At 72.6% G+C, this 21,954-nt stretch carries 21 protein-coding genes; 12 read left to right on the top strand and 9 right to left on the bottom strand.

The annotated features are described in order from the left end of the window. The first annotated feature begins 197 nt into the window (after positions 1-197). The 5 genes from ACZ7M2_RS31610 to ACZ7M2_RS31590 are packed head-to-tail and all read left to right on the top strand — an operon-like array spanning position 198 to position 3,366. Entirely contained in the window at positions 198-728 is a 531-nt protein-coding gene (locus ACZ7M2_RS31610) for an SAV_915 family protein (RefSeq protein ID WP_471598225.1), read from the top strand. Next, a complete protein-coding gene (locus tag ACZ7M2_RS31605) occupies positions 728-1,030 on the top strand; it encodes a DUF6317 family protein (protein WP_075031705.1) in 303 nt (100 codons plus the stop codon). The genes ACZ7M2_RS31610 and ACZ7M2_RS31605 overlap by 1 nt, the downstream gene beginning before the upstream one ends. Next, positions 1,030-2,319, top strand: a complete 1,290-nt coding sequence (locus ACZ7M2_RS31600) for a WXG100 family type VII secretion target (RefSeq protein ID WP_471598224.1) — start codon at positions 1,030-1,032, stop codon at positions 2,317-2,319. The genes ACZ7M2_RS31605 and ACZ7M2_RS31600 overlap by 1 nt, the downstream gene beginning before the upstream one ends. Further along, entirely contained in the window at positions 2,297-2,821 is a 525-nt protein-coding gene (locus ACZ7M2_RS31595) for a hypothetical protein (protein WP_471598223.1), read from the top strand. The genes ACZ7M2_RS31600 and ACZ7M2_RS31595 overlap by 23 nt, the downstream gene beginning before the upstream one ends. Before the next feature lie 8 nt (positions 2,822-2,829). After that, positions 2,830-3,366, top strand: a complete 537-nt coding sequence (locus ACZ7M2_RS31590) for a hypothetical protein (RefSeq protein WP_471598222.1) — start codon at positions 2,830-2,832, stop codon at positions 3,364-3,366. A 27-nt stretch (positions 3,367-3,393) separates the two neighbouring features. On the opposite strand, the gene ACZ7M2_RS31585 is transcribed toward ACZ7M2_RS31590, so the two are convergent. Further along, positions 3,394-4,287 carry a Cof-type HAD-IIB family hydrolase gene (locus ACZ7M2_RS31585; RefSeq protein ID WP_471598221.1) on the bottom strand — a complete coding sequence of 298 codons (894 nt, stop codon included), beginning with the start codon at positions 4,285-4,287 and terminating at the stop codon, positions 3,394-3,396. A gap of 375 nt (positions 4,288-4,662) precedes the next feature. Between ACZ7M2_RS31585 and ACZ7M2_RS31580 the strand changes: the two genes are divergently transcribed. Further along, entirely contained in the window at positions 4,663-5,472 is an 810-nt protein-coding gene (locus ACZ7M2_RS31580; RefSeq protein ID WP_471598220.1) for a L,D-transpeptidase family protein, read from the top strand. Between the two features lie 25 nt (positions 5,473-5,497). On the opposite strand, the gene ACZ7M2_RS31575 is transcribed toward ACZ7M2_RS31580, so the two are convergent. Both ACZ7M2_RS31575 and ACZ7M2_RS31570 read right to left on the bottom strand, forming a co-directional pair. Continuing rightward, the gene (locus ACZ7M2_RS31575) at positions 5,498-6,649 is read right to left on the bottom strand and encodes a GNAT family N-acetyltransferase (protein WP_471598219.1); all 1,152 of its coding nucleotides are present in this window, start codon (positions 6,647-6,649) and stop codon (positions 5,498-5,500) included. 128 nt (positions 6,650-6,777) lie between these two features. Continuing rightward, positions 6,778-8,199 (bottom strand): hypothetical protein, encoded by a 1,422-nt coding sequence (locus tag ACZ7M2_RS31570; protein ID WP_471598218.1) that lies wholly within the window; start codon positions 8,197-8,199, stop codon positions 6,778-6,780. 113 nt (positions 8,200-8,312) lie between these two features. Between ACZ7M2_RS31570 and ACZ7M2_RS31565 the strand changes: the two genes are divergently transcribed. Beyond that, positions 8,313-9,557 (top strand): molybdopterin-dependent oxidoreductase, encoded by a 1,245-nt coding sequence (locus tag ACZ7M2_RS31565; protein ID WP_471598217.1) that lies wholly within the window; start codon positions 8,313-8,315, stop codon positions 9,555-9,557. Positions 9,558-9,924: 367 nt separating this feature from the next. Here the strand turns inward: ACZ7M2_RS31565 and ACZ7M2_RS31560 are convergent, their stop codons facing one another. The 3 genes from ACZ7M2_RS31560 to ACZ7M2_RS31550 are packed head-to-tail and all read right to left on the bottom strand — an operon-like array spanning position 9,925 to position 12,118. Next, entirely contained in the window at positions 9,925-10,749 is an 825-nt protein-coding gene (locus ACZ7M2_RS31560) for a class I SAM-dependent methyltransferase (RefSeq protein WP_471598216.1), read from the bottom strand. Then, on the bottom strand, positions 10,746-11,366 hold the full coding sequence (locus tag ACZ7M2_RS31555) for a TIGR04282 family arsenosugar biosynthesis glycosyltransferase (protein WP_471598215.1): 621 nt from the start codon (positions 11,364-11,366) through the stop codon (positions 10,746-10,748). Before ACZ7M2_RS31555 ends, ACZ7M2_RS31560 begins: the two co-directional genes overlap by 4 nt. After that, positions 11,363-12,118: a glycosyltransferase family 2 protein gene (locus ACZ7M2_RS31550; RefSeq protein WP_471598396.1), complete on the bottom strand. Its 756-nt coding sequence runs from the start codon at positions 12,116-12,118 to the stop codon at positions 11,363-11,365. The genes ACZ7M2_RS31555 and ACZ7M2_RS31550 overlap by 4 nt, the downstream gene beginning before the upstream one ends. A gap of 193 nt (positions 12,119-12,311) precedes the next feature. Here ACZ7M2_RS31550 and ACZ7M2_RS31545 point away from each other — a divergent pair, with 193 nt between their 5' ends. Together ACZ7M2_RS31545 and ACZ7M2_RS31540 are read left to right on the top strand one after the other, a co-directional pair. Further along, positions 12,312-13,082, top strand: a complete 771-nt coding sequence (locus ACZ7M2_RS31545; RefSeq protein WP_471598214.1) for a response regulator transcription factor — start codon at positions 12,312-12,314, stop codon at positions 13,080-13,082. A 56-nt stretch (positions 13,083-13,138) separates the two neighbouring features. Further along, on the top strand, positions 13,139-14,269 hold the full coding sequence (locus ACZ7M2_RS31540; RefSeq protein ID WP_471598395.1) for a sensor histidine kinase: 1,131 nt from the start codon (positions 13,139-13,141) through the stop codon (positions 14,267-14,269). 65 nt (positions 14,270-14,334) lie between these two features. Here ACZ7M2_RS31540 and ACZ7M2_RS31535 read toward each other — a convergent pair whose 3' ends face one another. Beyond that, positions 14,335-15,330: an NAD-dependent epimerase/dehydratase family protein gene (locus ACZ7M2_RS31535; protein ID WP_471598213.1), complete on the bottom strand. Its 996-nt coding sequence runs from the start codon at positions 15,328-15,330 to the stop codon at positions 14,335-14,337. A gap of 255 nt (positions 15,331-15,585) precedes the next feature. On the opposite strand from ACZ7M2_RS31535, the gene ACZ7M2_RS31530 reads away from it, so the two are divergent. The 3 genes from ACZ7M2_RS31530 (at position 15,586) to ACZ7M2_RS31520 (ending at position 19,929) form a co-directional block, all read left to right on the top strand. Further along, on the top strand, positions 15,586-17,823 hold the full coding sequence (locus ACZ7M2_RS31530) for an MMPL family transporter (RefSeq protein WP_471598212.1): 2,238 nt from the start codon (positions 15,586-15,588) through the stop codon (positions 17,821-17,823). A gap of 127 nt (positions 17,824-17,950) precedes the next feature. Further along, entirely contained in the window at positions 17,951-19,276 is a 1,326-nt protein-coding gene (locus ACZ7M2_RS31525) for a sensor histidine kinase (RefSeq protein WP_471598211.1), read from the top strand. Further along, positions 19,273-19,929 (top strand): response regulator transcription factor, encoded by a 657-nt coding sequence (locus ACZ7M2_RS31520; protein ID WP_352053537.1) that lies wholly within the window; start codon positions 19,273-19,275, stop codon positions 19,927-19,929. The genes ACZ7M2_RS31525 and ACZ7M2_RS31520 overlap by 4 nt, the downstream gene beginning before the upstream one ends. A 13-nt stretch (positions 19,930-19,942) precedes the next feature. Here the strand turns inward: ACZ7M2_RS31520 and ACZ7M2_RS31515 are convergent, their stop codons facing one another. Next, a complete protein-coding gene (locus ACZ7M2_RS31515; RefSeq protein WP_471598210.1) occupies positions 19,943-20,734 on the bottom strand; it encodes a TIGR03943 family putative permease subunit in 792 nt (263 codons plus the stop codon). Further along, the gene (locus tag ACZ7M2_RS31510; RefSeq protein WP_471598209.1) at positions 20,731-21,795 is read right to left on the bottom strand and encodes a permease; all 1,065 of its coding nucleotides are present in this window, start codon (positions 21,793-21,795) and stop codon (positions 20,731-20,733) included. Before ACZ7M2_RS31510 ends, ACZ7M2_RS31515 begins: the two co-directional genes overlap by 4 nt. Positions 21,796-21,954: the final 159 nt, after the last annotated feature.

Genomic DNA, 21,954 nt, shown 5'->3' with positions numbered 1-21,954 from the left:
GAGAGCTGGGTCACAGGAGGCGTATCGGTTCAGCAAGCGGTCGGTATGCGGTCGGTATGCAGTAGGCATGCACTCGGCATGTACACGGCCCGGCAGCCTGACATAGCAGGATTTGCTCTGAGGGCCGGTCGTTAGGGTGAGCGCGCCAAAACGTCCAGCGCAAAGAGCGAAGAGCAAAGAGTAAAGGGGTGACGGCGGTGGGGGCGCCGATACGGTCGCACATTTCCGACTACGCCGGGATCAGGCCGACCGAGCCGTCGGCCGAGGCCGACTCCTCGGCCCTGGAACCTCGTTCGTCGAACCCGGAGCCGCGTCGTTCGCGCCTGCTCGACTACGCCGAGGCGGAGCCGCCCGTACGGCCGGACGCGGAGGGACGGCAGGCCCCGAAGCCCGGGGTTCCGGCCTACCACACCCCGGTGCTCGTCCCGGCCCATCCGCGCTACGTCGACGCGCTGGACGCGTCAGGGCGTCCCACCCGCGTGCCCTTCATCGCCTACGAACTCTTCGAGCACCCCACGGACGGGACCGTGGCCCTCGCCTTCACCACGCCGGCCCGGCTGGTGGCCGCGCTCGGCGAGGCCCAGCCGTGGGTCGCCACGTCGATCGGGCCGCTGGCCGAGGGAGTGCGCGAGCACGGCGTCACCGTCCGCGTCGACCCGAGCTTCGCGCCCGGACACCACAACTGGCAGCCGGACGATCTGGCCGCCTATGCACGGGAGATGCGCTGATGCCGCCCGACTTCAAGGCGGTCCTGAGCGACCTCACCTCGATGTCCAAGACCTTCCACGACGAGGCCACCCACTACCGGAACCTGCACGACCAGGTCGCCCCGCCCGTCGTCAGCGGCGGTGACAGCGGCCTCGACCACGCCATCAAGGAGGTCGCCGACCTCATCGTCGCCCTGCACACCGGCTTCGCCGACCGGCTGGACGACCACGGCGACAAGGTGACGTACGCCCGCGACTCGTTCCAGCGGCACGACATCGACGTACACGGTCTGTTCGAGGACCTGATGGTGGGGGACGGCTGATGAGCGACAGCTGGGTCGGCGGCGACATCGGTGGACTGCGCACGATGGCCGAGACGTACAAGAACGCCAAGAAGAAGCTCGAGGACGTCGTCCGTCCGCTCAGCAGCGCCGTCGAGGAGCTGGTCGGCGACGCGAGCTGGAAGGGCGACGCGGCCGAGGCCTTCCGCGCCACCTGGAGCGAGGACGCCCTCACGGCGGGCGCCTTCGCGGGCCTCGTCCACGACGCGGGCGACATTCTCGACACCCTCGTCGGTGCGCTGTCCGCGTGCGAGACCGCCCTGCAGAACGCCGAGCACGTCGCCGTGAAGAAGGGCGTACCCATGGGCGCCCAGGGCGCCCCGCTCCAGTTCGTCACGTCCGACCCGCCGAGCGCCGACGAACAGCGGACGATCTCGGCGTTCGGCGAGTACGACAAGGTGCGCACGGAGATCCTGCACACGGCGCAGCACGCGAGGTTGGTCGCGGCGGACAAGCTGCGGGGGTTGTACGCACAGGTCACCGCGGCGGTGTCGCCGGGCGACAAGATCACCCTTGCCGACTACCTGCGCGGCCTGTACGCCTATGACGCCGAGGACGCCCGGGCCGGCGGCGCCAAGGCCCGCACCGAGCTCGATGACGCCAAGGCCGAGGAGCAGGCGGCCAAGAAGGAACTCCGCGCCGAGCGCAAGGCCTTCCAGAAGGCAGGCCGCGCACTGCCCAAGGACCTCCCCGCCAAGAGCGCCTACCGCGACGCGATGACGAAGGTCGACTCGCTGGAAGAGGACATCGCCCGCGCCGATCACGGCAGCACCAAACTCCCCTACGACCGGGCCCTGAACGTCAAGCTGACCGACGCCGCGGCGGCGCTGCGCGCGGGCGAGAGCGTCGACAAGCTGCCCGACTTCCTCAAGGAGGTCCCGGTCCTGGACGTCGCCGCGGCTGGCGCCTGCGGGATCCTCGAAGCCTCCGACGACCATGACAAGGGCTGGTCCTGGCAGCACTCCGTCACGGTCGACGGCGGCGCCAACCTGGCTGGCCTGGCCGCCGGTACGGCCATCACGGCGGGCCTGGTGGCGGCTGCGCCCTTCGAGGCACCCGCGATCGTGGTGGCCGGGGTCGGCGGCGCGGTGGTGGTCGGCGCGACCGGGGTCATCGACCACGCCTTCCACGAGCACTGGAGCGAGGACATTCACGACCACGGCGTCGTCGGCGGGGTGCTGCACGGCACCGGCCATGTCTTCACGGAGACCGGGCACGATTTCGTACGACTGAAGGATGACGTCTGGCATGGCATCAAGAGCATCTTCTGAAGCCCCCGCCTCCGGAACGCCCGCCCGCATCCCGGCGCTGCCGGGGCTCGGCACCACCTGGTACGAGCGTGGTGCGCGCTACTGGCTGCGCCGCGTCTCCGGAGCCGTCCTCTGGTTCGCCGTGCTGGCCTTCGCCTGCTACATCGCGCTCGTGCTCTACCGGTCGTTCCGCGGCGACCTGCCGTCGGGCGTGCGCACGGTGTGGGACTGGGCGCAGGTGGCCGCCTCCTGCGTGGCCTTGGTCTGGGGGTGGGTGGTGCAGCGTCGGGGCCACCGCAGGGACCTCCTGGACCCGCCGACCCCCAGCGAGGCCCGCGGCCGTAAACGTGACCAGACCCGCCGCTCCACGGGGCTGGCCCTCGCCGGCCGCATCCTCTTCCTGATCGCGGCGCCCGTCCTGCCGGCCCTGCTCGCGTACGTCGTCGGCTGGGTCCTCGCCGCGTTCACCGTGCGCGAGTACCCCAGCGAGGTCGGCGCGCGGCGGTCCATGCAGGGCGGATGACATCTGACATGGCGTCAAGGGCATCGTCCAAGGCTTCCGTCTCCGGGGTGCCCGCCTGCATTCCGTCCCTGCCCAAGCTCGGTACCACGTGGTACAAGCGTGGCGCGCTCTATTGGCTGTGCCGTGCCCGTACGACGGTCTTCCTGCTGGTCGTGATGGCCATGGTCTGCTTCTTCTCGATCAGCCTCTACCAAGGGTTCACCAGTGAGTGGCCGTCGACCGTGCGCACCGTGTGCGACTGGGCACAGGTGGCCGCGTCCTGCGTGGCCCTGGTCTGGGGGTGGGTGAAGCAGCGCCAGGGCCATCGTGAAGGCCTCCTGCACCCGCCCACCCCCGAGCAGACCCGTCGGGCCAAGCGCGACCACGACAGGCGTGCGCCCGGACTGGCCGCCGCCGGCCGGGGCCTCGTCCTGCTCGCGGCGCCCGTCATGCCGGCGTTCGCCGCGTACATCGTCGGCTGGTTGGCCGCCTGGCTCACCGTGCGTGAGTACCCCAGCGAGGTCGGTGCCCGGCGGTGGTTGCGGGAGCACGGGGCCGCAGGGTGACGACGAAGCCGTCCGGTGGCGGGCGGGTCACATGGGGGGCAGGTGGAGCAGGCGGGTGATGGTGTGCAGGACGCCGTTCTCGTTGTTGGACGGGGCGAGGTGGCGGGCCCGGTCGATGATGGCGGGGTGGGCGTTGGCCATGGCGAAGGACCACTCGGCGGTGTCGAGCATTTCGAGGTCGTTGAGGTAGTCGCCGAACACCATCGTCTGGGCGGGTGTGATGCCCAGGTCGTCCTGGAGACGGCGTACGGCGGCGCCCTTGTCGGCGGTGACGTTCATGATGTCGACCCAGTGTTCGCCGGAGACGACGACCTGGTGGGTCGAGGTGAAGGGCCGCAGGGCCGGGGCGGTGGTCCGCTCCACCGGTCCGAAGTCGAAGAGGGCGACCTTGAGGATCTCGTCGTCGACGGCGGTCGCGTCGGGGACGGGCTGGAGCCGGGTGTAGTACTGCCGCGCCTCGGCCAGGAACGCTTCGTCGGTCCGTTCGACGTAGGCGGACCGCTTGCCGCAGACCACCGCGCCGACGTCCACGCCCTCGGCCCGCAGCCCCCGCGTCGTGGTGACGATGCGCGCGGCGACGGACGGATCCAGCGGGTCGGAGCTGAGCTCCACGCCGTCCCGTACGACGTAGGTGCCGTTCTCGGCGATGAACACCATGCCCTGCCCCGCGTCGGCGAACTCCTTGGCCAAAGTGGCGTACTGACGGCCGCTCGCCGGGCAGAAGAGCACGTCCCGTCGGCGCAGCTCGGCCAGGAGCGACCACAGGCCGTCGGGTATGCGCTTGGCGTCGTCCAGGAGCGTGCCGTCCATGTCGGTGACGATGAGCCGGATGTCGGCGGCGGCTCCCTCCGGGGGCTGGGGCGCGGTGACGGTCAGGGGGGTGGTCGCGGGGGTGGCGGTTGCGGGGTGAGAGAGGGGCATGTTCTTTCCTGTGGCGGGGGGTGCGGGGGCGACGGGCGGCAGGGGGCGTGCGGGGCCGTTGGGCCGAGTGACCTTCGGGCGGTTCAGCAGGGGTCGCCCAGCGCCCCGGCTTCGGCCGACGGCGGTGGTGGAGCCGGTGTGTTCACGGCGTCCTGTACGGGTTCCGGCAGGGCGGCGCCGGCCGTCGCTCGGCGGATCTCCATTTCCGCCACCCTACCCGGGGGATATGAGCAAGGCCTTTTGCCTTACCAAAAGGCTCATTCCGGGCATGCCCGCGCTCGCTTCAGGCTCACCCCGGGTTCGGTGACCGAAGCGGAAGTGGTCCGCCGGGCGGAGCTGACCAGTTCCTCACAAGTCACCCCCAGGCTGACGATCATGGCTTCCTTCATCCGTCGCCCGGCCTCCCCCCGACAGCGTCTCCGTACGCCGTCGATCGCCGCCGGGGCTCTGGTCCTGTCCGTCACGCTCGCCGGATGCGGAAGCGCCGGCGCCGAATCGGCCGGCGGTGCCCGGGAGTCGACCGGCGCCCCTGGTACGACGCAGGCCAGACCCGGGCGGCCCGCACCGGACAGCGCGGAGTCCGCCGCGCCGGTCGTGCCGGCGCGGCTGCCGGGTGTCGGCCCCGGGACGCTGGCCGGGATACCCGGGAACGCGCGGCAGGTCGTCCTGGTCACCGGCCGGGGCAAGGACTCCCCGCTGTCGCAGGTGGCGCTGTACCGGCGTACGGGCGCGAGCTGGGAGCGGGGAGCGATCTGGCCGGCCCACAACGCCCTCAAGGGCTGGACGGACGACCATCACGCCGGTGATCTCCGCTCGCCCATCGGCGTGTTCACCCTCACCGACGCGGGCGGACTCCGGCCCGACCCCGGTACGAAGCTGCCCTACGACCGGTCGGTCGGGTTCACCATCGCCGGCACGGGCTTCGAGGGGGAGTCGCTGGCCGGCTCCTTCGACTACGTCGTCGCGATCGACTACAACCACGTGCCGGGCACTTCACCCCTCGACTGGACTCGCCCGCTCGGCGCGGGCAAGGGCGGCGGTATCTGGCTGCACGTCGATCACGGGGGCCCCACGCACGGCTGTGTGAGCCTGGCCGAGCAGCACATGCGGGAACTGATGCGCACGCTGGATCCCGCCCGGCACCCGGTGATTGTCATGGGCGACGCCACGTCCCTCGCCCGCTGACGCCCCTCCGGCCCCGGGGCGCTTGTCAGCGCGCTCCGCCGCCGAGGAGGCCCGTGACCACCCCGACCACCGGCGACAGCAGGCCGGTCACCGTGCCCAGCGCTCCCGTCAGGGCCTTGACCAGCCCGTCGACCGTCGACTGGAGCTGGGCGAGGAGATCCGCGACCGGATCGGCGACCGCGACTGGATCGGCGACCGCGGCCGAATGGGCGACCGCGACCGGATCGGCGACCGCGGCCCTGGCCCGATCGGTGACGCCGGGGGCGGCGGACGTGGCGGAGGCCCGCTCCTTCAGCCGCCGTTCGAGTGACGCGTTCGCCGTCTCCAGGGCGCGCGCGAAACCGGCGGCCTCGGCCGCGTCGAGACGGCCGCCCCGTTCGGCGACGGCGGACAGTACGTCCAGCAGCGGGTGGAACACGGCGTCGTGGTCGGTACTGCCGACCGGGCCGCGGACCGGCGGGGCGCCGCCCAGGGGCGGCAGGAGGATTCCGCGGGATCGGGATATGCGGGATCGGGATATGTGGGCATCCATACGTGGTCCTTTCGGCGGCTGCTTCCGCTTGGGCCCACCGTGAGATCCACGACCCCCCGCCGCAACCCGCCCCACGCCCCCGCCGGGCCCCCCGCTCCTTCCCCGGTACGGCACTGAACAGCGCCTTTCCCCCGATGCGCCGCGACCGCCCCGGCCCGTCGCCGTTCGGCTGTCAGGGGAGCCGGCGGGGCGAGGCCGGTAGGTGAAGGTGTCGAGGGGCCAGTCGGCGGTCAGCCAGGCCGTGACGGCCTCGTGCAGGGGCGCGTCCAGGTGGGCCCTGTCCGCTCGGACCCAGGAGCTCACGTCGGTGCCGTGGGCGTGGTCGCGGGACGGGTAGATGTAGACGCACCCGATCACCTCGCCCCTCACGGTGTCGAGGACGGTGTACGTGAATCCGCGTCTGCGAGCGAAGTCGTCCGCGTGCCGTCGCAGATCGGCGAGGTTCGCCTCCAGGGTCATTCCGTCCGTGGGGGGCCATTTCCCGTCCTCGAAGCCCGGGGTCGCACGGATGTGTTCGACGCTGCCGGACCAGGCGGTGAGGTCGGAGGCGTTGTGCCGAGGTCCCAGGGGTTCCAGACGGAAGTGCGGGGTGATCAGTTCGGTGGGGACGGCGAAGTCGTCGGGGACGAGGGGGTGGTCGGTCATGCGGGGGAGGCTATGACGCCCGGCCGCGATCGCAGCTGGATTGAACTCGGCCCCTGCCGCATCGATCGCGGTCCCCGCCGCATGGGGCACGGTCTTCGCCGCATCGGTCACGGTCTTCGCTCCTGGTGTCACCAGCCGGTCAGCAGCAGGTGGTTGAGGAGCAGGGCCAGGGTGGCCTGGGCGGTGAGCCAGACACGGGGGCGGGGCAGGAACGCGCAGGTCGGCAGGAGCCACATCGCGAACGGCAGCCAGATCCGTTCCGTCTCCGCCTTGCTCATACCGGAGAGGTCGGCGGCCAGGAGGGCGAGCAGGGCGGCGAGCGCGAGGAGGGCGAGGCGCGGCTCGGGGGAGAGGGCGTGCGGACGGCGGACGGCGCGGGGGCCCTCGCGTACGGCCGTCGCGACCGTCCGGCGCAGGCCCGCCACCGTCGCCGGGCCCACGATCAGCGCCGTACAGGCGAGATTCGCCCAGACCCAGTAGCCGTACGGCCGTACGCCGCCGACCCCTTCGTAGTAGCGGGTGACCAACAGGCGGTACGCCTCCCACCAGTTGAAGCCGAGCAGCGTGAACAGGAGGGGGACGACGGCCAGTCCGGCGAGGACGTACGGGAGGGGGCGCAGGCGGCGGGAGCCGAGCAGCAGGACGGCGGCGGCGATCACGGCGAACAGCGTCAGGCCGTACGAGAGGTACGCGGTGAGGCCGAGGAGGAGCCCGGCGGCGAGGCCCGTCGCCCGGGGCCGGGGTCCGGTGACCGCGAGGGCGAGGAGGGCGAGGGCCCAGGCGGCGACCGCGGCGAAGTAGCCGTCGGCGGAGGCGCCCACCCATACGGCGGCCGGGGCGAGGACCAGGAAGGGGGCGGCGCGGCGGGCGAGCTCCTCGGCGGCCAGCGCCCTTACGGCGACCAGGACCGCGGCCGGCGCCGCCGCCCCGGCCACGATGCACCAGACGCCCGCCCAGCCGCCGCCACCCAGCCCGACCCGGTCGAGGAGCACGAAGGTGACGGTGGCCCCCGGCGGGTGGCCGGCGATGTGCGCGGGCCAGGGGGCGGGGGAGTGACTGACGATGTGGTGGGTGAAGTCCCGCAGGGTGGCGGGGATGTCGTGGAAGCGGTCGATGACCGTGAGGTACTCGTTCGTGGCCGTCAGCCGCCCGGCGATCCCCCGCTGCCACCCGTCGACCAGCGCGAGGGAGAACGTCCAGGCGGTGGCGGTGCCCCAGGACGCCCACAGCAGCGCCCGCCACGGCAGCCGTGCGGCGAGGAGCGGCCCGTAGGCGACGACGGCGACGGCCACGGCGAGCGCGGCCGGGGTGCCGGGCCCGAGATGCGGCTCCCACTGGGCGAACAGGGGAGGCCAACGGACGAAGAGCGAGTGGTGGCGGCGTTGGATCGACGTGCCGATGAGCGCGGCCACCGTGACGAGCAGGGCGGCGACCAGGACCGCGGCCAGGTCGAGGAGCGGATCGCGGCGCCGGTCGCGGCGCCGGTCGAGCTTCGGGGGAAGGTCCTGAGGAAGGCCCGGAGGAAGGCCCTGGGGTAGATCGCGGTTCACATGCGCACGCTAGGCCGCGGACCGGCCGCCGGAGCCGTCACAGGAGTGGACGTCAGAGTTTCGTCATGGTTCGCGGAGCCGTTCGGGGGGTGTCGCGGTCCTACGGTCGAGGCATGCCACGGTCTCCCTCCTCCCCCGCGTTCTGGCGCAGCCCGCTGCGTGGCCCCTGGTTCACCTCGGTGCTCGGTGTCGTGCTGCTCGGCGGGATCACCGTGCTGTTCGTGACGGGTCTCGTGTCGTACGCCGCGTACAACCCGAACCTGTCACCGGTGAACGACATGACCCCGGACAAGGGTCTGCTCGGCTTCTATCTCTTCTCCTGGCCGACGAGCCCGTCCTGGCTCTACCGCCTCACCCAGGGTGTCCACGTCACGCTCGGGATCACGCTGATCCCGGTACTGCTGGCGAAGTTGTGGTCGGTCGTGCCGAAGCTGTTCACGCTGCCGCCGGTGCGGTCGCTCGCGCACGGGCTGGAGCGCATCTCGCTGCTCCTGCTGGTCGGGGGCGCCCTGTTCGAGTTCACGACGGGTGTGCTGAACGTCCAGCTCGACTACATCTTTCCCGGCTCCTTCTATCCGCTGCACTTCTACGGGGCCTGGGTGTTCTTCGCCGCGTTCGTGGCACACGCCGTGCTGCGGGTGCCCATGGCGCTGCGCAATCTGCGCCAGCTCCGCGATGAGGATCAACGTCCGCAGCCGGGTGATGAGTTGGTGGCGCCGGATCCCGACCCGCCCACCGTCTCGCGGCGTGGTGCTCTCGGGTTTGTGGGCGGGGGATCGCTGGTGCTGTTCGCCACGACGGCCGGGCACAGCTTTGATGCGCCGCTGCGGGAGACGGCCGTGCTCGCGCCGCACGGCGGCCCCGAACCCGGCAGCGGACCCGGCGGCTTCCAGATCAACAAGACGGCCGAGGCGGTCGGCATCGACATGCGGGAGACGACGGGTGAGGTGTGGCGGCTGGTCGTCGAGGGGCGCGGGCGCACGCTCCGGCTGAGCCGGGACGAGCTGCTGAAACTCCCGCTTCACAGCGCCGCGTTGCCCATCGCCTGTGTGGAGGGCTGGTCGACCTCCGACCAGTGGTGGCGGGGCGTGCGGCTGCGGGACCTCGCGGCGCTGGTGGGATACGAGGCGGGTGCGGCGCCCGATGTGCTGGTGGAGTCGTTGCAGCGGCACGGGGCGTTCCGACACGCGGCCCTGCGCTACAACCAGGTGCGCGATGAGCGTTCCCTGCTGGCCCTGTTCGCCAACGGCGAGGACTTGACCCCCGACCACGGCTATCCCGCGCGGATCATCGTCCCCGCGGCGCCCGGCGTGCTCAACACCAAGTGGGTGGCCCGGATGACGTTCGGAGAACTGTGATGCGACCACTTGCGATGTGGAGACCTGCGATGCGGAGACCTGTGATGCGGCGATCGTTCGGGAAGCCCGTTCTGGGCAGTCCGTTGCAGATCCTGCTGCTGGCCTGTTCGTTCGCGCTCGCCGGGTATGCCGGGGTGCGGCTGCTCGCGGGGGACTGGTTCGGGGTGGTGCTGTGGTTCGTGGGCGCGGCGGTCCTCCACGACCTGGTGCTCGTTCCGTTGTACGCGGGGGTTGACCGGGCCCTTGCGCGGGGGTTGGACGCGGTCGGCCGCCGGGAGTGGATGCTCTACGTCCGGTTCCCGGCCGCGTTCTCGGCGCTTCTGCTGCTGATGTGGTTTCCGCTGATCAGCGGGCAGATGTCGGAGCACTACCGGTTGGCCACCGGTCTGTCGGGCGACGGCTTCCTGGCCCGCTGGCTGTTGATCACGGCGGTGCTGTTCGGGGGTTCCGCCGCGCTGCTCGTGCTGCGCTCGCTGAGGTCGGCGAGGTCGGCGAGGTTGGAGCGGTTGCGCAGGGCGACGAAGGAGCGGCCCCCGGCCGACCACTGAGCGTCTCGGTGCCAGCCTGCTCGGCGGGCATGTCGCAGCAGGGCCGGGGTGCCGAGGCGGGCCCACGGGAAGGCCGGCCCCGCCGTGCTCCGGGGGTCGGCGAACCGGACGATGTGGACGCTGACCCGTTCGTCGACGTCCACGTCCGCGAGGGTCTCGGCGATCAACAGTCCGCCGGGGGTGAGGAGTTGGGTCATCCGGTGGAGCAGGGTGGCCGGGTCGCCGCCGATGCCGACATTGCCGTCGAGGAGGAGCGCGGTGTCCCACCGGCCCTCACCGGGGAGCGGCTCGAAGACGGAGCGCCGCAGGGCCTGCCCGCCGAGCCGGGCGGTGTGCGCGACGGCCGCCTCGCTGACGTCGATGCCGAGCGCGGGCCGTCCCCGGGCGGCGAGTTCGGCGACGAGCCGCCCCGGCCCGCAGCCCACGTCGAGCACGGTCCCCTCGCAGCGCGCGAGCACCGTCAGGTCGACCGCGTCGGCCCGTGCGCACCAGCGCTCCACCTCCAGGGGCAGCAGCCAGCCGTCGGTGCGCCGGAGGAAGAGCGGGCCCCGGCCGGTGACCAGGGCGTCCGAGTAGGGGTCGGCCGACCAGGGGCGCGGCCCGGGCACCCCCGGCGGTGTCGTCGTCCCGTGCGCGGTACTCATCGTCCGGTGGCCGTCCGCAGACGTCCGAGCTCGGCGGCGAAGCGGCTGCCGGGCGGCGCGAGGGCGGCGACCGCCTCCGCGTCGGCGACCGTGTCGACGTCCCGGAGGCGGGGCAGGTCGCGCACGCGCAGCCCGGCGGCGACGAGCCGCTCCCGCTGCACCGCACCCGTCGTGGGCGTCGACATCGGCACGCCCCGCAGAAGTTCCGGGTCGGGGGCGGCGAGCCCGAGGGCCCAGAAGCCGCCGTCCTCGGCCGGGCCGAAGTACGCGTCGCAGCCGGCGAAGTCCACGGTGAGGAGCGCCGGCGTCACCTGCGGGGTGTCCATGCCGATGAGCAGCGCGGGCCCGGCGCAGCCCGCGAAGGCGGCGGCCAGCCGTTCGTCGAGGCCGCCCGCGCACTGCGGTACGACGTCGAAGCCGGCCGGCAGCCAGTCGCCGGCCGCCCCGTCGAGCACGAGCACCCGGCGCCGTGCCGGGGTCGCCGCCACCGTGCGCAGGGTGTCCGCGAGGGACGCCTCGGCGAGCAGCGCCGCCTCCCGGGGTGTGAAGGGCGGGGAGAGGCGGGTCTTGACCCGTCCGGGGCGCGGTTCCTTGGCGATGACGAGGAGCGTCGTCACTGGCTGGTTCCTCCCTGGGAACGGGAATCCGTGGAGGCGAGGGAAGGCGTGCGGGCGGCGTGGGCGTGGCGCGACGGTGCGGGCGGTTCGGCGAGGACGCGGCGCATGTCCCGTACCGCCTGCCAGGTGCCGCGCCAGGTGCCGGTGACCTTGGAGGCACCGGTGCGCGGCAGATACGGCACGTCGTGCTCGGTGACGTGCCAGCCGGCGTCGGCGGCGCGCACGACCATCTGGAGCGGGTAGCCGCTGCGGCGGTCGGTGAGGCCGAGGGCGAGCAGCGGTTCGCGGCGGGCGGCACGCAGGGGGCCGAGGTCGTGCAGGTGCAGTCCGGTGCGGCGGCGGAGCATCCGGGCGAGGGCGAGGTTGCCGGCCCGGGCGTGCGCGGGCCAGGCGCCCCGGCCCTGCGGGCGGCGCCGCCCGAGCACGAGGTCCGCCCTTTCATTGTGGACCTCGTGGACGAAGGCCACGAGTTGGGCGGGGTCGAGCGAGGCGTCGCAGTCGCAGAAGCACACGATGTCGGCGGTGGCGGCTCGCAGACCGGCGTGGCAGGCGGCGCCGAACCCGCGGCGCGTCTCGCGCACGACGGTCGCGCCGAGGCCGCGGGCCAGTTCCGCCGAGCCGTCCGTGGAGCCGTTGTCCACGACCAGCGCGCGCCACCCGGCGGGGATGCGGGCGAGGACCCAGGGGAGGGCCTCGGCCTCGTTCAGACAGGGGAGGATCACGTCGACCGGACAGGGGAGGGCCGCGTCGATCGGGGAGGGGAGGACCGCGTCGACGGGCGCCGGGTCCGTGTCCGGGGCCTTGTCCGGCTCGGGTTGGGGAGAGGTCGTCACGGCTTTCACCCTACGAACGCGAAAGGGAGATATCGGACTTCAGGTCCTTACGAAACGCGGACGTCGCGGCGGGATCGCGGCAGGCGGGTGCGGCCGGTGGGACGCTGGATCCATGCAGCAGCCGTACGAATCCGCAGGTACCGGACCCGCCCCGGGTGGGCCCGGGCGGAGCGCCCGCGTCCTCGTCGTCGACGACGACCCCACCGTCGCCGAGGTGGTCTCCGGTTACCTCGACCGCGCCGGGTACGTCGTGGACCGTGCCGCGGACGGACCCGCCGCGCTCGCCCGGGCCGCCGCGCACTGGCCCGACCTGGTGGTGCTGGACCTGATGCTGCCGGGGATGGACGGCCTGGAGGTGTGCCGCAGGATGCGCGGCCAGGGGCCCGTGCCGGTCATCATGCTCACCGCGCGTGGTGACGAGGACGACCGGATCCTCGGCCTGGAGGTGGGCGCCGACGACTACGTCACCAAGCCTTTCAGCCCCCGTGAACTGGTCCTGAGGGTGGAGTCGGTACTGCGCCGCAGCCGCCCTGCCGAGGGCACTCGCCCCCTCCGGCTGGCCGGTCTCGCCGTCGACCCCGATGCCCGCCGCGCCACCAGGAACGGCGAGGATCTCGCCCTCACCATCCGCGAGTTCGACCTGCTCGCGTTCTTCCTCCGCAATCCCGGCCGGGCGTACAGCCGCGAGGACCTGATGCGCGAGGTGTGGGGCTGGGACTTCGGCGACCTGTCGACGGTCACGGTCCACGTGCGCCGGCTGCGGGGCAAGGTCGAGGAGGATCCGGGCAGACCGCGGCTGATCCAGACGGTCTGGGGGGTCGGCTACCGCTTCGAGGAGCCCACGCCCCACGGGGCCCCGACTCCCCACGAGGAGGCGGTCTGACCATGCACTCCACGCACTCCATGCAGGTCACGCACTCCATGCAGGTCACGCAAGCCATGCAGACCGTGCACTCCACGCACGACATGCTGCTCATCGCCCTGTACGCCTTCCTCGGCGCCGCCGCGGCCGGGCTGCTCGGCGCGGGGACGCTGTGGCTGATCCGGCGGCGGTCGCTGACCGTGTCCCTCGCCGTCGTCGCCGCCGTGGCGGTCACCGCGATGCTCGCGGGGACGCTGGCCGTCGCTTGGGCGATGTTCCTGTCCTCGCACGATCTGGGCGTGGTCACGACCGTGGTCGCCATGGCGGCGGTGGTGTCCCTGGCGACGGCGCTGTTGCTGGGCCGTTGGGTGGTGGCCCGCAGCAGGGCGCTCACCCTCGCCGCGCGCTCCTTCGGCGACGGCGGCGACTTCGCGGCCCCCGACGGCGCGGCGACCGCCGAACTCGCCGCGCTGAGCCGGGAGTTGCAGGCGACCAGCGCGAAGCTCGCCGAGTCCCGCGACCGTGAACGCGCGCTGGAGAGCTCCCGCCGTGAACTCGTCGCCTGGATCTCGCACGACCTGCGCACCCCGCTCGCCGGACTGCGGGCGATGTCGGAGGCGCTGGAGGACGGGGTGGCCGCCGACCCGGACCGCTACCTCCGGCAGATCCGCACCGAGGTCGAACGCCTCAACGACATGGTCGGCGATCTCTTCGAACTCTCCCGCATACACGCCGGGACCCTCGCCCTGTCGCCCTCCCGCATCTCCCTCTACGACCTCGTCGGCGACGCCCTCGCGGGCGCGGACCCGCTCGCCCGCGAGTACGGCGTACGCCTGGTCGGGGACCGTATCGAGCCGGTGCCGGTCGAGGTGGACGGCAAGGAGATGAGCCGGGTGCTGGGCAATCTCCTCGTCAACGCGATCCGGCGGACCCCGGCCGACGGCACGGTCGCGGTCGCCGCCGAGCGCTCGGACGCGGGGGTCGTCCTGTCCGTCACCGACGGCTGCGGCGGCATCCCGGAGGAGGACCTCCCGCGCGTCTTCGACACCGGCTGGCGCGGCACCCACGCCCGTACACCCCCCGCCGGAGCGGGCCTGGGCCTGGCCATCGTCCGGGGCATCGTCGAGGCGCACCAGGGCCAGGCCGCCGTCCACAACGTCCCCGGAGGCTGCCGCTTCGAGGTCACACTGCCCATGGCGGGGGCGTGAAGGGGCCGCCCACGGTGAGGGCGTGAGGAGCGCCCCGGCCGCCGCTCCCCTACCCCCTTACTCCCCTACTCCCCGCGCAGCCTCGCCGTCGCGAACTCCCGCATTCCCTCCGCGAAGCCGGTCTCGGGCTTCCAGCCCAGCTCGGCGCGCAGCCGTGCGGAGTCGGCCGTGATGTGGCGTACGTCGCCGAGGCGGTACTCCCCGGTCACCACGGGCTCGGGTCCGCCGTGAGCGGTGGCCAGGGCCCGGGCCATCTCGCCGACCGTGTGCGGCTCGCCGCTCCCGGTGTTGTAGACGGTGAGGGCCCCGGAGCGCGAACCCGCCTCCAGGGCAGCCGCATTGGCCGCGGCCACATCCCGTACGTGTACGAAGTCCCGTCGCTGCCCGCCGTCCTCGAAGACCCGCGGCGCCTCGCCCCGGGCCAGCGCGGACCGGAAGAACGAGGCGACCCCCGCGTACGGGGTGTCGCGCGGCATCCTGGGCCCGTACACGTTGTGGTAGCGCAGTGACACCGCAGAACCGTCCGTCGACCGGGCCCAGGCCGCCGCCAGATGTTCCTGGGCCAGCTTGGTCGTCGCGTACACGTTCCGGGGGTCGACCGGAGCGTTCTCGCGCACCAGGCCGGGTGTCAGTTCCTCGCCGCACCGCGGGCAGCGGGGCTCGAACCGTCCCGCGTCGAGATCGGCGACGGTCCGGGGCCCGGGACGTACCGGCCCGTGCCACTCACACCCGTACGCGCCCTCGCCGTACACGACCATCGACCCGGCGAGCACGAGGCGGCGCACCCCCGCGTCGGCCATCGCGGTGAGCAGCACCGCCGTGCCGAGGTCGTTGCGCGACACGTACTCGACCGCGTCGTCGAACCCCTTCCCCAGCCCCACCATCGCCGCCTGATGGCACACGGCGTCCACGCCCGTCAGCGCCGCGCCGACGGCCTCGGCGTCCCGTACGTCCAGGCCGTCGCGCAGGTCGAACACGAACGCCTCGTGCCCCCGCGCGGTCAGCGCCTCGACGACATGGGACCCGATGAACCCGGCACCGCCGGTGACCAGTACTCGCATACGCCGAACGCTAGGACCGCGACGGCCGCGCACGGCAGTACCGCGCCCGTCACGTCACGGGTCCGTAAGACCCCGGCGCCGCGAGGGGGCGGGCTCGGCGGCGTCGTACACCGGCCGGATGACATGCGTATGGGACGGAAGTACTAACCGCCGGGCCGTATTCACCTCCGGAGTGCCGCCGAGTGGCGACAGGGCGTTCCTAGCCTGGCTTCAGGAGGTCACGAAGGCCTCTCTTCCCCGCTCCGGGAGTCATTCGTGGCCACGTTCCTCTATCGTCTCGGCCGGTTCGCGTTCCGGCGGCGACGACTTGTCCTCATGCTGTGGATAGCCGTCCTGGCGGCCGTCGGTATCGGTGCCGCCAGTGTGTCGGCCGGTACATCGGACTCCTTCACCATTCCCGGAACCCAGTCCCAGAAGGCGCTGGACCTGCTGGGGAAGGAGTTCCCGCAGGCCTCGGCCGCCGGAGCCACCGCCCGCGTCGTGTTCGAGGCCCCGGACGGGCGGAAGCTGACGTCCGGCGGCGACAAGGCCGAGGTCGAGGCTCTCGTCGCCGGCCTCGCGAAGGCCTCCCAGGTCGCGAACGTCGCCGACCCGTTCACCAGCGGCACCGTCAGCAAGGACGGCTCCGTGGCCTACGCCCAGGTCACGTACAAGGTCGCCCAGGCCGATGTCACCGACCGGGCCCGCGAGGACCTGAAGTCCGTGGCTGACCGGGGCGACAAGTCGGGGCTCGCGGTGAGCATGGGGGGCAACGCCGTCCAGGTGAAGTCCGAGCAGAGCGCCGGTGAGCTGATCGGCCTCGCGGTCGCGGCCGTCGCGCTGGTCATCACCTTCGGTTCGCTGCTCGCGGCCGGGCTGCCCCTGCTGACCGCGGTCTTCGGCATCGTGGTGGCGGTGTCCGCGATCACCCTCACCAGCGCGTTCGTGGACCTGAGTTCCTCCACCTCGACGCTGGCGCTGATGCTCGGCCTCGCGGTCGCCATCGACTACGCGCTGTTCATCGTCTCCCGCTACCGCGGCGAGATCAGGGAGGGGCACGAACCGGAGGAGGCCGCGGGACGCGCGCTCGGCACGGCCGGCTCCGCGGTGGTGTTCGCCGGTCTGACCGTGGTCATCGCGCTCGCGGGGCTCAGCATCATCGGCGTCGGCCTGCTCACCGACATCGGTCTCGGTGCCGCGGGCGCGGTCGCGATCGCCGTGCTCATCGCGCTCACCCTGCTGCCCGCCCTGCTGGGCTTCGCCGGTCCCCGGATCATGAAGGGGAAGCTCAAGACCCGCCGGATGCGGGCGATCGAGGAGCGCGGCGAGGGCGAACCCGCGGGCGTGCGCTGGGCGCGGTTCGTCACCCGCAACCCGGTCAAGGTCCTCGCTGTCGCGGTGGCCGCCCTGTCCGCCCTGGCCATTCCCGCCCTGTCGCTGCAACTGGCCATGCCCAGCGACAGTTCGGCCGCCCCCGGCTCCACCCAGCGCATCGCCTACGACACCATCACCAAGGGCTTCGGGCCCGGCTACAACGGGCCGCTGACCGTGGTCGTCGACGCCCGTACGAGCGACGACGCCAAGGGCGCCGCCCAGGACGCGGTCACCCTGCTCGGCACGATGCCGGGCGTCGCCTCGGTCAGCCCCGCCACCTTCAACCAGGCCGGTGACGTCGCCCTGATCCGCGCCGTCCCGAAGAGCTCACCCAGCAGCCAGGACACCGTCGACCTGGTCTCCGCCATCCGCGACCGCGGCACCGCCCTGCACGCGGACACCGGTGCCGAACTGATGGTCACCGGCACCACCGCGCTCAACATCGACATCTCCGCCAAGCTCGGCGACGCCCTCGTGCCCTACCTCGCCGTGGTCGTCGGCCTGGCCCTGGTGCTGCTGCTTCTGGTGTTCCGCTCGGTCCTGGTCCCGCTCAAGGCCGCCGCCGGGTTCCTGCTCAGCGTCCTGGCGACCCTCGGCGTCGTGGTCGCCGTCTTCCAGTGGGGCTGGTTCGCGGGCGCCCTCGGCGTCGACGAGACCGCGCCGATCGTGAGCCTGCTGCCGATCTTCCTGGTCGGTGTGGTGTTCGGGCTCGCGATGGACTACCAGGTCTTCCTCGTCACCCGGATGCGGGAGGAGTACGTCCATGGTGCCGAGCCCACCGAGGCGGTGGTCGCGGGCTTCCGGCACGGCGCCCGCGTGGTCACGGCCGCGGCGGTCATCATGATCTCCGTGTTCGCCGGGTTCCTGCTCAGCGACACCGCGCTGATCAAGTCGATCGGCCTCGGTCTCGCCGTCGCCGTGCTCCTCGACGCCTTCGTGGTCCGGATGACGATCGTGCCCGCCGTCATGGCGCTGCTCGGCCGCCGCGCCTGGTCGCTGCCGGGATGGCTGGACCGCGTCCTGCCCAACGTGGACGTCGAGGGCGAGAAACTGCGCCATCTGCTGGCGGAGGCGAAGACGCAGACGGAGAACACCGAGGGCGTACGGGACTCCGAGCCCCTTCCCACCGTGAGGCGCTGACCTGTCGGCCGTACGATCCGCGACAGGACGTACGGCCGCACCGGCCGTGACCATCGCGCCCCGTCCGCCGGTCCCCACTCCCCCGGGGGGCCGGCGGACGGCTCCCCGTACCGAGAGGGCGTACGACGTGACCGCACCGACCGCGCCCGGGCCGACGACGCGCCCCGTCACGCCCGAGGCACTGCTGGGCGGGGCGCAGCACCGCTCGGACGTCGCGGTCCTGCAGTGGCTCACCCGGGTGAGACAGGCCGACCTGGCCCATCCGTGGGTCAGACGGGGGACGGGGCCACTCCTCTGCGCGGCGCTGGGCATCCCGGCCCTGCGGGACGCGGCGGACGGCGCCGCACCCGGCCCCCTCGTGGTACTGGCGGTGATCGCCGGATTCTGCTTTCCCCTGCTGTGGCGGCAGCAGCGCCCTGTCCTGGTCTTCGCCCTCACCTCCGCGGTCGGCGCGGTGGGCCTCGCCATGGACGTCAGCACGGGCTCCGAGGCCGCGCGGATCGTCGCGCTGCTCAACGTGGGCCGCACGGTCGGGCCCGCCCAGTTGGTGGTCTGTATGGCGATCGCCGTCGCGCAGACATCCGTAGGGGTCGTGGTCCGCGCCGCCGGCCAGCCGGACAGCTCGTTCCTGGAGACCGCCGTGCTGGCGATCGTGCAGGCGGCCCTCGTGGCGGCCGTCGCCGCGGCGGGCCTGGTCGGCCGGGTCGTGAACGCGTACATCGGGGCCCTGCGCGAACGCGCCGTCCGCCTGGAGGTGGAGCGCGACCAACGGTCCCGGCTCGCCGCCGCCGCCGAACGCGCCCGTGTCGCCCGGGAGATGCACGACATCCTCGGCCACACCCTCGCCGTCATCGTCGGCCTGGCCGGTGGCGCCGCCGGGCTCGCCGAGAAGTCCCCCAAGCGCGGCGCCGACACCCTGCGGATCATCGCCGACAGCGGACGCGGCGCCCTCGGTGAACTCCGCCGCCTGCTCGCCGTCATCGGTGAGGAAGGGGACGGGAACGACGAACCGGGCGGCACCCCGCTCGCCCCCCAACCGGGCCTCGCCGACCTCGCCGCCCTCCTGGAACGGGTCCGGGCCGCCGGCCTCACTGTCACCCTGGACACCGAGGGCGACCTGACGGGCCTCGCCCCCGGTATCCAACTCGCCGTCTACCGCATCGTTCAGGAGGCGCTGACCAACACGCTCAAGCACGCCGCGCCCGACACCACCGCGCAGGTCGGCGTCACCGTGGACCGCGAACGCGTCCGCCTCACCGTCGACGACACCGGCCCGCCCCGCACCCCGCGCGCCGACGGCGCCCGGGACGACGCACGCGGTCTGGTCGGCATGCGCGAGCGGGCCGCCCTCTACCAGGGGACCGTCACCGCGGGCCCGAACACCCGCGGCGGCTGGACCGTTCGCGCCCTCCTGATCCCCACCACCGCTCCCACGGAGAACCATCCGGCATGACCACCGTGCTCATCGTCGACGACCAGGCCCTGCAACGCCTCGGCTTCAGCATGCTCCTGGAACAGCACCCCGACCTGACCGTGGTCGGCGAGGCCACCCACGGCGCCGAGGCGGTCCGTTCGACCGCCGAACTGCGCCCCGACGTCGTCCTGATGGACGTCCGGATGCCCGGCATGGACGGCATCGAGGCCACCCGTCACATCGTGGAGTCCGGCGGCCGCTCCCGCGTCCTCGTCCTGACCACCTTCGACCTCGACGAGTACGCCTACGCCGCGCTGCGCGCCGGGGCCAGCGGCTTTCTCCTCAAGGACGCGCTGCCCGACGAACTCGTCGCCGGAATCCGTGCGGTGGCCGCCGGGGACGCCGTGATCGCCCCCGGCCTGACCCGCAAACTCATCGACGCCTACACCGAGCGGCGCCCGGGGCACACCCCCGAGCAGGAGCGCCGGCTCGACGCCCTCACCGACCGCGAACGCGAGGTCCTCACCGCCATCGCCTCCGGCTGGAGCAACGCCGAGATCGCCGACCGCCTGTCCCTCGCGGAGTCCACCGTCAAGTCCCACGTCAGCCGCGTCCTCGCCAAGATCGGCGTACGGGACCGGGTCCAGGCGGTGATCTTCGCGTATGACGTGGGCCTGGTACGGCCGGCGTAGCGGGACGGCCGGCCTAGAACAGCGGGAGGGCGTCCGTGTACGCGTTCACCGGCTTGGCGACCTTCTTGACGGTACGGGCGTCCAGCGCGGCCGGGGCGGAACTCGTGCCCAGAGTTCCGCCGGGGTGCCACGTCCCGGTGACGGTCACCCAGGTGTCGGCGGGCAGCGCCGCTGCCCCGTGGATCCGCACCTTCACGGACTGGGCGTCCGCCGCGCAGCAGGTGAAGATGATCCTGGTCAGGTACCAGCCGTCGGCCCCCTTGTCGGGCGTGACGAAGCCGGTCATCCGGACGCTACGGCCGCCGATGTCCCGCTTGTGGTCCTGCTGCACGCGGCTGGTGAACTGGGTGAGCGTCAGCGGGACCGGCGAGGTCGCGGGCAGCGGATCGAAGTACCTCTGCTCCGTGACGGCCTTGGGCGCCTCGCGCGCGGCGGTGTACGCGCCGAGGGCCGGCGGGGCGTAGAAGAGCAGACTCAGCGCGGGGAGGAACAGCAGCCAGGCGATACGGGGCACGGTGGAGTGGTCGTGGCTGTGGCCGTGGTCTTGTTCATGGCCGTGGCCGTGGCCGTGGTCTTTGTCTTTGTCTTGGTCGTGACCGTGGCTGTCGGCGGCGTCGCCGCTGCCCGGCTTCTGGCTCGACCACGCCTCCGCCACGCCCAGCACGAGCAGCAGCACCCCCGACGCGACCAGCATCGGACGCATCCCCTCCTTGACGAACCTGAGGCTCAGGTCGGTGAAGAGCGAGGCGTGCAGCAGGCCGAGGCCGCTGAGGACGAGCAGGGTCACCTGGAGGGGGCGTTTCACAGCAGGACTCCTCCGATGAGCGCGCTGCACAGGATCGCGACGACCGTCGTGGCCGTGGAGAAACGGACCGCGAAGGCCCGGCCGAAGGTGCCCGCCTGAAGGGCGATCAGTTTCAGGTCGACCATCGGCCCGACGACCATGAACGCCAGCCGGGCGACGGGCGAGAAGCCGGTGAGCGAGGCCGCGACGAACGCGTCGGCCTCGGAGCACACCGCGAGCAGGATGGCGAGCGCGGCCAGGAACAGCACCGACAGCCAGGGAGAGCCGGAGAACGCGTCGAGCACGGTGCGCGGGACCGCCACGTTGAACGTCGCCGCCGCCATGGCCCCGAGGACCAGGAAGCCGCCCGCGTGCAGGAAGTCGTGCTGGAAGCCGCGCCGGAACTCCCGCAGGCGGCTCTGCTCGGGCTGGTGCCCGGTGTGCCGTACGACAGGCTTGAGCCATTTGTCGCGGCCCAGGAAGAGCCACAGCCAGCCCATCACGGCGGCGGTGGCGAGCGAGGCGAGCAGCCGGGCCAGGACCATCTCGGGGTGGCCGGGGAAGGCGATGGCGGTGGCGGTCAGTACGACCGGGTTGATGGCGGGCGCCGAGAGCAGGAACGCGAACGCGGCGGCCGGGGTGACACCCCGGCCGATCAGGCTGTTGGCAACCGGCACCGACGCGCATTCGCAGCCGGGCAGGACGACTCCGGCGACTCCGGCGACCGGGACGGCGAGCGCGGGCCGCCGGGGCAGCAGCCGGGTGAACACCCGGGCCGGCACGAACGCGTTGATCGCGCCGGACAGCGCCGTGCCGAGCAGCAGGAACGGCAGCGCCTGCACGGTGACGGCGAGAGCGACGGTCCGCCAGGCCTGCATGGCCGGTTGTTCCATCCACCGGCTGAGGACGTAGAGCGCGGGCCCGGACAGCGCGCACGCTCCGAGCAGAAGGGGCCAGTGGCGGGGCCAGTCGCGCCGGGGACCGCTGGCACTCGCCCTCGCCGCGGGGACCGCGACGGCCACGTCCGCCGCCGCCGTGGACGGTTCGTCCGCACCCACGGCCCGTTCATCAGTCTTCTGCACACCGGCTCCGCATCTCGGATGATCGCACCGAACATAGCGGGCCCGGACCCCCCTGCTCACCACGACTTCACCACATCTCGGTCATGAGTCGGGACCGCTGTGACGACCGATGACTCGGGACGTCGGAACGCCCGCGCGTCCGGAGCCCTCTCTAGGGGT

The sequence above is a fragment of the Streptomyces sp. NPDC111507 genome (assembly GCF_055638955.1).
The sequence above is the reverse complement of the archived record's forward strand: the minus strand, read 5'-3'. Positions and strand labels throughout refer to the sequence as shown.